The sequence below is a fragment of the Yersinia massiliensis CCUG 53443 genome, assembly GCF_000312485.1.
Taxonomy (GTDB): Bacteria; Pseudomonadota; Gammaproteobacteria; order Enterobacterales; family Enterobacteriaceae; genus Yersinia; species Yersinia massiliensis.
On record NZ_HE997643.1, the window covers coordinates 1,028,107 to 1,041,842 of the forward strand.

Consider the following 13,736-nt stretch of genomic DNA (forward strand, 5'->3'; position numbering starts at 1 on the left):
ATTTCACCTAAAAAGTTTTCAAGAAGTTAAAGTAAAAGCGTGCTTTATTCCCATTGTAACCTTTAGACTCTTCTGCTGCGACAGGGCGCGTAAGTGGGAATGCAACCTCCCCAGTGATATATGAATCAGTAAGAATATTAATACGAGCCCCCGCACCTACAGAAGCCAAGCTTTGAGTCACTTCATATCGCGGCTTATTATTCCATACTTTACCAATATCCCAAAAACTATAATATTGCACAGGGATTGTTTTTTCCTGAATAACATGTTGCTTTGAATATTGTAATTCAGTCTTCCCTGCGATACCGCTATCACCGGCAATTTCAGAAGGGTCATATCCACGGCCAAACTGGCTACCACCAATACCAAATTGTTCAGGTGTTAACAGTGGGTCATTAAATGCCGTCTGAGCAGAGGTTGCTATATATAGCCCTAATCCACTGGTGATCGGATCCAGGTTTTGCAATCGCTGGATATCAATTTGAAGCTTGGTGAAATTAGTCTTGCCATTTTCTCGTGAAGGGTTTTGCCGTCTTTCATGGCTGGCATTCATCACATGAAGTCCCTGGCTAAGCTCCATTTTAATAAGATTACTACCATGGTAAACATCGATAAAGTCCCAACTTGAACCGAAACGCAAAGCACGAATTTTGTCGTCGCTCGAAGGCGCATAGTCGGGGTCATTAAGATATTCTGATGTTCCGTTGTACCAGGTAAAGGCAATCGAGGTGTTTATATTTTTCATTCTTGAACGCACCCAAGGGTGATTCAGACGTGCAATTATGTTGTCACCGTGGCTGTTTGCATTAAGAAAACTATAGATATCAGGGTGCCCATCGCTATGTTGATATAACACACTCATTGTCGTGCCATAACGATTTATTGGTGCTTCATATTGTCCCTCATAAAAGGCCATGAAATTGCTTTCAAAAGAGTGCCCATAGCGTGCCGAGAGGCGATCACCTAAATCAAATGGATTATTAAGATTCAGACCACCATAGCCTTGCCAGGAACCATAATAACGGCTATCACGATTATCAATGCCTAAAAAACCATCCCAGCGCTGTAATTCGTTTGTGATTAACAAGTCGCTACCCGCAGATTCAGTTGAGGGGCTTAGGGTACCCTGTGCTACATTTCCAGGTAAGTCGTTCATCAATAATAAATTACGTTCCAGTTGCGCGCTTGTCAGCGGCTGGTCCTGAAGAATATTATCCGCATAACGTTTCATGGCTTTATTTGTGTCGCCTTGATTATTTACGTGGTTAATCTTCCCTTCAATGACCTGAATACGTATTTGTCCATCAACAATCTGCTGATAAGGAACAAAAGTTCTCACCAGTAAATAACCGTCGTTTCTATATTGCTGGGTAATCAGCTGAGCGACAGCATTAACTTGCTGTAATGTTATCGATTTACCTTCCAGTTTGGCGAGTAAAGGGCGGAATTTTTCTTCTGGATAAACCGAAACTCCTGATAATTCCACATGCTTCACAGTAAAAGGTCGGGAAGGCGTTTTTGAGGGTGCGTTTTCTGGTTGTTGGATATCCAAAATCTTTTGCTGTTGGTTCAACTCAGATAACTCTTCGGATGCGCCTGACATACTATATGCATCCTTTTTCTCGCCTCTTGCATCCAGCATTTCTATTCTGCTGGGGTCAATGGTTTTAAATAATGGCAAGTCAGCCGCAAAAGAAAATGGAATAACGGGAATCATTAATGTTGCGCCGAGCATCATGCGCATTTGTTCTTTTGGAATAGCTCTATCTGTAAATTTGCTCATGATTAATCCTCTCGACTATTTTGTTCAACCTGGTGGACGCGCGGAATAAGCGTACGGTTCCAGTCAGGAAGGTCTAATTTCCCTTCTATAACCAGATTTTTTATGTAGCCAATCACTTCTTCTTGCGTAGGGAATGAATCCTGTTCTGTGCCGTAACTGCGTGGTTTACAAATCAGATGAACAGAATACGCACGTACGATTGCAGCGCTCGCAGTATCGCTGGCAAAAATAGAAGAGGGCGATTCCGTTGTTGTACAGCGTTCAGCCGACGAGCCACCGGATAGAATGATCGGGTTTGTTCCTGGTAAAACAGCAGGGTGACCAGAATCGGTTTTAGGCGGTACTGGTAGCTGCGGCAGAGGTAATTCGGAGTCTAAAGGGCCTTCGATCCGTAACTCACCATCGACCAACACTACCCGATAATTTGCGCTGATTTCATGGGTTAGTGTGTTGATGCTGTATTTGCCAACAGATTCTCCAGCTTCCCGGCCTAATGTTACATTTTTCTGATCTCCGGCAAACTTCCAGTATTTATTATCAATGCTATAGGTAAGCGCTGGATCGGCATCACCCACGTTCTTCTTCACGCTGTCGGCCACCACCACCAAATCAGCGGGAGTAATGCTCATCACGGTTTTATCGACGTCAACGCTGAAGCGAGAATTAACTTCACTGCCTCCTTCCACTAAATTAAATATATTATATTTTCCTACATTCTCATTAATATCTGGCAGACTGTACTGAATGGTAAATTCATTGCGTCCACTATTATCCAGTTGGCGGGCTATAAAATTATCGACATCAATAATTTTATTCATCTGTTCATTGTTACTTCTGACCTCTACCACGCCGGGATTAGCCTCACCATAAACGCGTGTAGTGTCTTCCGTGTTTACCTTAACCTTTGCCTGATAAGTGGCGATATTTATCGACCCTTCCGGATTTTGTGTAGAAGACAGCATATAGACTTTCGCTTGTTCAAATAAATTCCTATATCCATCAGGGTTTTTATTGGCATCATTAACCCATTGCACGTCATCCATTAGAAAACCTAAATTAGCCCGTACTGTATCCGTCTTCACTCCAAGGTTAATAATGAGCTGCTGGCTTTGTTGGTCGATAGGGTTATACTGGATCTCCTGATTTAGTTTAGCGCCAGGGATATCCTGCCCCTGGTAAGGAATAACGCCCCAACTCGCTGTATTATTAAATTCAAAAGCGACATGGCTCCCATTATTGGCTCCAAATGAAAAACCAACCGGTAGTGAAGCCACTGGAACATCATTTAAAGTTACATCAGAAAGATTTGCATTCGATATATTAGGTTTAATTACCCATTTATCTCCATTAGAGTCAGTAAATTCCAGACCACCTAATAAATAATCCGAACTATCTAAAAAATCTATTAGCTGTTGCGTGGAAAGGGTGACAGAATTCCCATTTTTATCAATAACGTTATAGTCCACTGCGGTAAACACTAAATAATCAAATTGCTCATTACTTTTAAGTGTGACATTCGCATCCATTTTCCCGCTGACTGCCGATACAGTTTGTTCACCCACCAGTATTAACTGCTGGCTGGTAATTCCTGTCATACTTTCATTACTACCAATGATGGGTGAATTGATAGTGACGCCTGGGCCATAAAGAGTGGTACCTGATGCATTCGTTTGTGAGTAAGTGAATATTCCATTACTCGCACGTCCAGCAAGTTTCCCGGCGTAGTTCAGTTCACTGTCCATTCGGACACTGGCACCTTCTAGTGCAACCTGTGCTGCTTTTAATGCCGTATTAGCATCTTGTCTGATTGAACCTGCGTTAGATGTTTTGATCCATGCGATACCACTGCCCAAATCAACAATCGCTCTTTTATTCCAAGCCGCATCACCTGTTTCGCTACCTGCATTATCTTTAAATACGACATCGCCAGTCGCTGCAATAAATAAGTTCCCCCCCTGCAATATAATTGGAGCATTAATATAAATACTGCCACTTTTCTCTTCTAGATCAGTACCTGCATAGTTTTTTCCCTGAGTCGGGTTCCCGCTGGAAATAATCGATAGCGTTGCGCTAGAATTGGCATCCTTGAACACATTCTTTACAACAATCGGAGCATTGATATCTATTCTTTCGGTCGCTGTGATTTCAACGGTGCCTCGTTGTTGCAGAGCATTAATAATGGCCTGATTGGATACAGTCCAGTTGTTCGTATCATTGACATCAGGAATAACCATACTGCCCGTGTCACTCACGGTTAGATTTTTAGGATCAAGCAGCCATTTGCCTGCAATCTCTCCACCTGATACATCAATATTTGCATCACTGGTGACATTTAGTTGCTGCCCTGAAGTTTCAACTAAGCCACCCCGTACATCCCCTTTTACGCTAGCACTCCCTGCAAAATGAGTTTGCTTATCGCCCCATGCAACGATTGTACCGCCATTTGTTTTCCCCTCGGCTTTAAGCACCGCACCTTTATTTACAATTGTTTTATCAGCTCGGGACATTGTTCCTTTGCCCTGATAATCACCGCCGACTAAGATCTTTCCGCCCGCGGTTTGTGTACCCGAAGCGTCAATATTGGCAGAAGACGTCAATACCACGTTGTTTCCGAACAATGTGATGTTCCCGCCCTGGGTTCCTTTAGCTGACAATTTGCCTGATATTATGCTCTGCTCAGCATTTCCTAGAATGATGCTTCCACCTTGCTCGCTGACAGAGTCAGCAATGACTGCACCACCTAGGTTGATAACTGAGTCCAGATGTTTGGCCGCTCGCTGTGCACTCATTGCTACAACGCCGCTACCCACATCAATTTGCCCGCTATTATGCACCCCACCAGTCAGCCCGGAGTTGACACTATTACTCTCCGCTGGAGCGCCATTAATGGTAAGGTTGATCAGACCGTCTCCCTGAAAATCAAGCGTTGCCGCAGGCCCAGTCGCTAATCTCACCGTGCCTTTATGTGCCTTGATCACTCCGTTATTTTCAACCTGAGCGCCCAACAACGTAATCGTGCCGCTCTCTGCACTGGTTAAAGTACCTTCGTTTTTCAGCATGCCGGTTATGGCTATATCTAATTTACCCGACTGTTCAAATTTCTTGAGTTGCTCCTCTGTTACCATGGCGGCTCCCGCGGCCAACGACTGAGTATTAATTTTGGCATTTGGGCCAACCCAAATACCATTTGGGTTGAGCAGGACTAATTGGCCATTTGAAGTAAGCACACCAAATATTTTGCTGGGATCTTTTCCCACCACACGGTTCAGCGTTATTGAACTACCATCTGGTTGACGGAAATGGACTTTATTATCTGCACCGATGCTAAAATCTTTCCAGTCAATAACCGTGCGCGCGGAGGATGTATCAATTTGCATATTTTTTCCCGACTGGGATATTTGTACTGCTCCAGATACAGTACTTGATATAGTGGGCAAGGTGTCTTCCGCACACACAGGAAAACCAGGTAGTAAGGCAATGGTTAATGCGGCAGCTAAATTAAAGTTTCTACTGTTCATGGTGGCGATTGATATTTTATCGGTGGCCACAACATGGCCGCGCCATAATTGACGGCCGTCAGAAATATTCATATTGATAACTCCAATATCGTTGTTCTATTGATGATAAGCGAACCCTAAGAACGACAATATAGCGATGTCAATATTTATTTTTTTGCAAACAATAGATATTTAATAAGATCGAAATAAGTATATAAATGTAACCTGGTAACGAGATTTATTTAAATCCATAACAGGAGAGTAATTTTTATTACATTGGAAAGACACGCCTACAGGGTGTTCTCGTATTTATTATATATCTATATTCTCGCTGGTCTGATGTAAGTTTAGATTAATCCGCATGTCAGGAAATTGCGTAGCATAAAATTACTCAAGTGGTAATATCAATGCTCCTTCACATTGTAAACAACTCAACTTTTTACGTGGTAAGTCATGTTAATTACAACCGAACGATTATCTTCACTAGCCTGCGGGAACTCGGGAAGTGTGCCAAAAAGCATTTCTGCTGATGAACTTGTTCTCATTGCAAAAGAGTTACTTAACTACCGGCGGTGCGTACGCCAACCCCTAGTATGGCAATATCGTCAAATCCTTCATGATGACCACTGGTCTATGTGGCTTGGGATTTCAGAAAACTGCTTCAGTAACTATTTGCGCGAATGGCATGGATGTTCAGGTCATTTTGATGGTGCAAATGCAGAGATAAGGATGTTATTTTCCACAGCAGACATTGAAGAGTAGATTATGGAAACCCTCAAACACTGTTTTGGTAACTAACTTTATTGTTTATCAAGCACAACCCACATTTTCTGCACTCAATACCGATAAGGTTTTTAAAGCTGGAGTGCCGAATTTGAATATCTAAATAACCCTTAGAAATAGTATGAAGCAGCTAAAATCTGATAACACAGAAAGTCATAATTTTAATTATCACATCCCTGAAAATTTAAAACATCTGAGCAATAATCCATTGTATTTTATTGTCGCCCATTGGGCTTTACTTGAAGATAAACCAGTAGGGCGTGATGAAATTAGCGCGGCTTTTCACATTACATTGCGGCAAGCCAGCGATATTTTGCATTATATCTGCCACCGCCATACCCAAGGCAATATTGTATTTCACACCCGCAAATTTTCCGCCACTAATGGTTATCTCCGTTTGTGCATTATCGTTGAATCTATTTTTCCAGTTGCTGCCCAAACGCCTAAACCACAACGCACTATCCCAACGGATAACACAGTAGTCTCCAAAAGCGTTGAGAAAGAAAACAAGTCTAAGCTGGCACGTTGGTTGTTACGACGTCCGTCAATAGGAGATATCGAGAAATTCGAAGCATGGCAAGCGACTTGCCCCATTCACCCATCGCAAGATTGCTGCACTTGAACATTTGCTCAATACGCGAGGGTGAAAATCGCTGGCTATCTCTCCCCCAATGAAGTGTTTTTAACGCACTTTTAGGCAGCATAATATCTTGCCGTTTTGTTGCGTTTCGACTGGGAGTGGGGCAATTAGCTTTTATCGTTTTTCAGCCCATCATTTTTCAACAACAAAACTATTGATGCTAACTGCTCACGATGCTGCGCTGTTATTTCACTGCGAGCTGAGAATCCTTCGTTATGAATAATCATTTCACCTAAACCTACCAACCAATCATAAATATAAAACGCAGTGGTATTGGTTGGGGTGTGTGCGAGTTTTGTTAATCGCTGCGAAACACCCAACGGGGAGGCTGACTGAGGAGGTTTGGCAAAAATCTTAGCGCCCCGATTAATACGGCTATTAGGGCGTAGCTCTTCACTGATTTGCAAAAAACCTATCCAAGCAACAAAATCACCCAAGACAGTCAAAGCGCGTGAAACTTGACGGTCTGCTTTAGTTTCACGATGTAATCCCACTTGCTCGCTGTCGGCAAGAATAGTGACCAACTGCCCAGCAATATCTAACCGGATACTCGCGGTAATGAGCTCAGCGGATAACATCTCAATGATCGGTTTCCTGATGCCTAATAATTCAATCAACGGGCCATTATCCGGCAGTCGCCGCAGATGATTGATCCAATAGCGATGCACACTTGCTGCAAATTCAGTTTCATAATCACTTTCGACATTGGGCTTGATTGTTGGCCGGACATCAGATGATAGGGGCTGGTCGCTAAATAAGTCGATATCAATACCGATGCTAAATGGCTCTGCGTTGAGTGTTGATGTGGTGGATTCAGCCACACGACTTTGCTGCTGCCTTGGTGCTTGCTGTTGTAAATAAAGGCTGCGTAGGTCATCCCGCGAAGGTAATAGCCGTTCCAGTAATTCACCATGTAAACCAGTTCGGGTTTGCAATACTTTGAGCAAAGTTTCTGCGACCTGCTGTTTTTGTTGTGATTCGCTGGTAATTGGCTGAGCCCAATCAGCGAGCAAATTGTCAGTCAGTTCCCGTTGCAGTTCTTGGCATTGTTCGATAATACGTTCAGTCTTGATATCTCGACGAATTTCTTGTGTCAGATAAGCCATCATTCGTTCAACACCGCGCGCATCTAATGCCAGCAGCGTACCCCAACTGTCGCCGGGGTTGCCGACATAACGTTGCACGGCTTCGTCATGATGAGACATGCCATTCTCGGGTTGTTCGGTACTCATCCGTTGATCGAATGGTGTGAGCGCCCAGATAAGCCCAGGATTTCGCCGGTCACGTACTTGGGCATTTTCCCCTTGCGTCTGCTTAACCCAATAATCCAGTGCTTTGCCTACCGTCTTCACATCATCGCGTGTCGCTGCCGCATGACACACTAATAGCAAGTTGACCTGCTGTTTATCCGTGTAGTGTTCAAGCAGGAAGTCATTTTTTGCTTGTGATAAACGTGTCGCCAGCGGATAAGCCGTGTATTCAAGTGCCGTTGGCGTATTATGCGTGTCGCTAAAATCAGGGAAATCGACTAAGTCCACCGATTCAAAAGCATTTTCATTGGCGGACATAGGTAATGGGATCTGCAATTCTGTCGCCAAGAAGGTTAACTCAGCAAGTGACAACGTCACTGATTGATGAGCTTCATTGTTGATCCATGGCAGTACATGAATGTGGCTGTCAGCAGGGGTGTTCAAGTCATTGAGGGTGGCGACATTCATGATGCCATTGGCAGGTAGCAAGGTATCATCGACTAACACACTCAGTGGTGCCAGTAATTGTGTTGCTCCCTCTAGATGTTGCAACGTGTAGGCGAAATGACGGTATGCATCGGTCATTGGGGGGCGTTCGGCCCAAAGCACGGAGAATAAATTGGCGCGATCATCGATGTTCAGATAAGGAGCCAATTCAACCGCGGCAGGCCAAAAATGGGTCTCCAATTTCTTTTGACGGAGTGCATCATGGCGGGCCAGAGAGTCCCATAAACCAATGACATCGTCACTGTTCATCCCAGCGGTGACACTAGGTTGTCGGCGCATAGCCAGTTGTTGTAAATGCTCGGCGATATGCTGTTCATCAAGGGAATGATCCAATTCATTCTGTTGATTTTCTGACAAATAAGCGCCCGCTACAATTCTGGCTATATCTATTTCAGTCAGTAAGGAAAGCAGGACTGGATGGCTTTCATGAAGGATGCCAGTCTGATGACTGAATCGAGTAACAATGCCACTGGCCTGATAAGAGGGCTTGATTTGCTGCCAAAAGTCGAGTGTTTTACCCCCGAGCGTGGTTTCCAAGCGGCCATTAGTACCCGCTGTTAGTGCTGAAATAAGGTACTGCTTCCCTGCGGACGACTGGCCAAAGAAGCCAATGGTCATGGCGGTTAAAACTGAGTCTGCTAACTGACGTGTTTTTTTGCGATGACGCTGAAGTTTGATGGTCAATAGGTCGGCTTCGGTATCCAGTCGAACACTGTGTTGGCGCGTGTTGCTTACCCATCCGATCGTTTGATCAATACCTTGCGCCATTTGCTGAAGCTGGCTATTAAGCTGTTTGCTGGTCAATGATTTCATTTTCTAAATACGCTCCCACTATCAATCCAATAATGGGTTGATCCAGAGCCATTGCTGACGAGTGTGTTTAGCTTGAGGCGCAGATGATGCAGCGGTACACGGCTGCCATCTAACAGTACCGCATCGGCTATTTCGAAACGTTCTGGCCCATTCTCACTGTGTTTGTTCGCGACATGGCTATCGCCTTTCACCAGTTTTAGCTTTATGTGCAATACACTGTCGCCTGCGACTTTGCGTGCTAACTCCGGATCGACGATGGATAGGGTATAAAGTGGTGAAGCAGGCCAGCGGTCATTATCCAACTGGCGGAAGCCAAGGCATGCCGCACCCCTCAATTGAAAACGCACCTCGGTGGGTAAAGCGAAGCTGTGACTATCCATATCGATATCACGATAGTAAACATTTTCTTCTGTCAGCGTATGGCTACTGTCGATCATGCCCAAATAGCGAATGGTGGAGTAAGGCTGAAAATCGCCCGCTTTAAAGTAAAATCCCGCTAACCGCAAATCGAGTGCCAGTAAACAGAGCATTGCACCCACTGCGGCTGTGGATTTCGGGTTATCAATACGGCCATGTTTGTTGAATGGATACCAGTCATTAGTGTGATAGCCATCTAACGAAAGGATACGGTTGTTAGGCAACGGTTGCAGATGGCGAAAGAGTGCCTGAACTCCAGGGAAGCGCGAAGGGCGGCCGGTCAGCAACAACACATCGCAAGCATAAAGTGACACAACCTCAGACAATGACCGCAGGTTTTGTGTGATGCTCATCCGGTGAGACAAAAATTCGCCATGCAATTTGCTCAGCTTCAGCACCAATGGCACCTGCAAAATATCAAATTCGCCAACCTCGGCAGGCAACTCTCGCTGAACTTCACTGTTGATATAATCCAGCACTTTCTGTGTTGGGCGTTGCGCCAATAACTCGCCAAAACTGGCATCGACTTCAGCACTGGTGTCCAGCGGATCAAATTTTTCATAGGCTTCTAGAATCGCACGTCCAACTGGCATAAATATTTGTAATGTTGCCTGCTGGCGTAGCGTTGATTGCCCGTCCATTCTGCCGTCATTGCCGAATAATTTATCCATTAGCCCATTGCTATCCGCGACTGAGGCTTTCTTCAACCGTGCCTGAAGGGCTGGCAGGATGTAAAGCTGGATGACATCGAGCAAGATATCGTCGCCCGCAACTTTGAATCCCTCACGGAACAACAATCGCGGGCTAATTTTGACATTATTCCCCATGCCATCATCCAGCCAATATTGCGTAATCGCGAGATCTGTTGTGCCGCCGCCAATATCAATTGAGGCGATACGCAACGTTTTGCCCGCCACCTCACCGGCATCAAGCTGCTTATCCGGTCGTGCCATACTGGCAAAAAAGGCGGCGGTGCGGCCACCAAAATTAACCTGAGTTTCGTTGTATAAATAGACCATCTGGCCACAAGTGGCTTCGTCCCACTCCATTTGCACATCTGGGACTGGTATCTGGCTTTTGGCGCGATCAGCTTCAGATATAAAATTATCATCTGCGGGATGCCAGCCCATGGCTTTCCAGACTAAGGCGATGGCTTCATGCATCCGGTGTCTGAAAATCTCGCGCTCAGGTTTGGGCATGGCAGACGGGAGTGTCAGGATAATGGCGCGTAATTGCCGCGGCGCATTGGCGTGGGTCATTTTCGAACGTTGCGCAGCGCTATTGATTTGCATCAGTGCTTGCGTCAACAACTCTGACAACATAAATGTCATCAATGAGCTGCGGCTATAATGAGGTGAAAATACGGGTAGTCGTTCGTCCACCGGCATACTGTACAGCGGTTGACCATCATCATTCACCAAATGGGTGAGCGGAAGCGCGGTCGCAGGCGGCTCCAGTGTTTGCGCAGTTTGTGTTTCATTGAAGCGCCAACCAGGCGCATAGGTTTCTTCATCCCATAAGTAACGGCGAGGACTGGAGATCCCAGTGGACCCTTCAGTCCCTAAGCGGTGTAGTGCCATACGGCTAGCTTCACGGCCGACACGAGTGATCGATGGCCACACAAAAGCCTCATCGCGACCACTTTCGACTGAGTAATTTGGTTTACCAAATTTCGCTTGAGCAAATTCCACGCGGCTTTCAAACAGCTCGTTATACAGAAAATGAGGCTCACTCAAATCTCGAATTTGTAATTCGTAAGTCTGTTTTAGCCCGTTGCTTTCATCAGCATGGTCTTCAACCAAAATGCCACAGGTGTGGGAGTTGCCTACATCTAGAATCAAATCGACATTCACCACCGGCTCTTGCAAGGTGCTGGTATTGATTTTGATTTCAGGTATTCCAATCTGGCTACCCAGTAATTCCAGCAAGTTAAGATAATGTGCTTGATATTCAAATTCACGCAGTGAAGTGCTGATATGGCGGGCTGTCCGCGCTTCTTGTTCAGACGCCTGCTGTGTGAACACTTCCCTTAGCCAACCATCCACCCACGTCAAATCGAGGAACTCGGCTAGCTCTTCATTTTGGTAGGCGAGCGCAAAACTCAGACCGGTTTTGATGTCGTTTTCATTTGGGGCTAAGGGTTCATTGGCGTGGCCTTCAGGGTAGGTTTTAGTGTCAAAGGCCAACGTGACGCGTAATGTATTGCCATCCTGATCCGGCGTATCTAAGACTAAAATTTGTACTCTGGCCCAGTTATCAGGCCCAGCAATAAAATTACGCGGCGGATTGAAGCGTAAAAAGGGGAGCGGGAGCCAAATTTTATTCAACAATTTGAGTGATTGCGCCAACGGAAAACCAAATTCAGGTTTCACAATCTCAGGGGCTGCACCTGGCACTATCAACGCATACTTACCATTTTCTTCATGGTAATTAAGGCGTAACAACGGGCCGTTAGCACTCTTACGGACAAATTTATTCTGTTGTTCAGTCTCTAATTGTGGTTTAAACGCGAAGTCCAGAAACTGGATACCACTATTCTGAATAAGCGTGATTTTCTGTTTATAGTCGGTGATCGTAGCCAGCATAATATTATTTAGTCTCACGCTTCATCGTCATTGGAAGAATCGTATTAGCGTCATATTTGCCTTTGCAATCGGCAACGCCGCTGACACCTTGTTTACAGACGATCTCGGGGATTTGATATTTAGAACCATCGCTGCACTGCGCCCTGTAGCGGCTATTGATCACCAAATTGCCGGACTTCATCAATCCGGTCGTGATGTTCGCACGGCAGGTGACATTATCGCCGTGGGTGATTTTTACCGTGCCTTTGCCATTTTTAATCTGATATCTCAGACTCGGCGCTTTCCCTGTATGGGCGGTTTTAATCTCTGGACTGACACGCCAGTTACCGTTAAGGAACGTAGTCGATCCCACTTTGACTGCATCGAAAGGCAGTATCAGTTCATTTTTATTTTCAGTGGTGTTGGCAACCGGCGCGCTAGCGGGTTCAGCAACGATAGGTGCAGGGATGACAGTGGCATGACCCATTGGCAGTGTTGGTTCCGCTGAAGGCGGTGGAGTCTTGGTTTCCGGTTGCGCCAGATTAATTTGCGGGGTTGCAGGCGTTTGCAAAACGGCAGGGGCCGTTTTATCTTCGGCCGGTTTATCCTCAGTTATTTTATCCTCAGCAACGGTATCCTCAATGACCGCTGCATTAGCCTCTGGGACAGTAGAGGGTTTATCGGTCATTCCCCCACTAAACTGCACGATCAGTGCGATGATTAACGCGACCACGGGTAGCGCCCAACTGAATCGCAACCAACTAACGGTTTTTTTGATCGGTTCAACGGTCGGTATTGGCGGCACAGCAGCCTCGAGCTGCGGGGCAGGTGGCGCTTCAGGCTCAGGCGGTAATTCGACGATAGGTGCCACCGGCGGGGCAATCGGTGCAAGTGAAGCGGCGCTTAGCGTGGTGATCGGTGGCTCGGTAACTTCTGCGGTCTGACGGAGACAATCAAGCGGGTCAGTGCGCATTTTTTTATCTTGGCTGATAAAGCCCCAGAACGTTACGACAGGTTTACCCGCCACTAAATAGACGTAGCTTTGATCCGGAAATTGCAAGGTTTTCGCGAGCAGGACGCCAAACAGTCGTTGAGCGGCCTTATCTGATTTTTGCGCGCGCTGACACAAGTCACTCATACTCGACAAACACACAGATAGCTGCTTTATCGCCGCTTTACGCTCAGCGTGGCTGGCCGCCATCCACGAGGTGACCTTACCCTCCGCAGGGGCATACCAATCAATTCGGTCGCCTTGCTCATTGACCTGAGGAATGGCTAAGCAATCAGCGATATGCTGCTGTTTTTTAAGGCGCAATGCCTCTCTGATCTGAAGTGCTGAGGCATAAACCGGTTGCCCGTTTTCGCCCAACGCGAGAAGATCGTCCAAACTACCACTGCGTAAAAATGATTTCGCCACGCAAAAAAGACCTTTGTAATGAAGCCCAAGGCAGAAAATAATGTGTTATCTGCGACAACCTATAC

Annotated in this window: 6 protein-coding genes; 1 reads left to right on the forward strand and 5 read right to left on the reverse strand. The window is 45.8% G+C overall.

Annotated elements, in window-relative coordinates:
* Positions 1-7: 7 nt before the first annotated feature.
* Both BN68_RS04640 and BN68_RS04645 read right to left on the reverse strand, forming a co-directional pair.
* The gene (locus BN68_RS04640; RefSeq protein WP_019209989.1) at positions 8-1,783 is read right to left on the reverse strand and encodes a ShlB/FhaC/HecB family hemolysin secretion/activation protein; all 1,776 of its coding nucleotides are present in this window, start codon (positions 1,781-1,783) and stop codon (positions 8-10) included.
* Between the two features lie 2 nt (positions 1,784-1,785).
* A complete protein-coding gene (locus tag BN68_RS04645; RefSeq protein ID WP_019209990.1) occupies positions 1,786-5,373 on the reverse strand; it encodes a two-partner secretion domain-containing protein in 3,588 nt (1,195 codons plus the stop codon).
* A gap of 811 nt (positions 5,374-6,184) precedes the next feature.
* Here BN68_RS04645 and BN68_RS22875 point away from each other — a divergent pair.
* Positions 6,185-6,685 carry a CaiF/GrlA family transcriptional regulator gene (locus BN68_RS22875; protein WP_019209991.1) on the forward strand — a complete coding sequence of 167 codons (501 nt, stop codon included), beginning with the start codon at positions 6,185-6,187 and terminating at the stop codon, positions 6,683-6,685.
* Between the two features lie 125 nt (positions 6,686-6,810).
* On the opposite strand, the gene BN68_RS04655 is transcribed toward BN68_RS22875, so the two are convergent.
* Genes BN68_RS04655 through BN68_RS04665 form a run of 3 tightly spaced genes read right to left on the reverse strand, consistent with a single transcriptional unit; the run spans position 6,811 to position 13,671 of the window.
* Positions 6,811-9,273, reverse strand: a complete 2,463-nt coding sequence (locus BN68_RS04655) for a putative virulence factor (protein ID WP_019209992.1) — start codon at positions 9,271-9,273, stop codon at positions 6,811-6,813.
* On the reverse strand, positions 9,270-12,275 hold the full coding sequence (locus BN68_RS04660; RefSeq protein ID WP_019209993.1) for a virulence factor SrfB: 3,006 nt from the start codon (positions 12,273-12,275) through the stop codon (positions 9,270-9,272). Before BN68_RS04660 ends, BN68_RS04655 begins: the two co-directional genes overlap by 4 nt.
* Before the next feature lie 4 nt (positions 12,276-12,279).
* Positions 12,280-13,671 carry an SrfA family protein gene (locus BN68_RS04665; protein WP_019209994.1) on the reverse strand — a complete coding sequence of 464 codons (1,392 nt, stop codon included), beginning with the start codon at positions 13,669-13,671 and terminating at the stop codon, positions 12,280-12,282.
* Positions 13,672-13,736 lie beyond the last annotated feature (65 nt).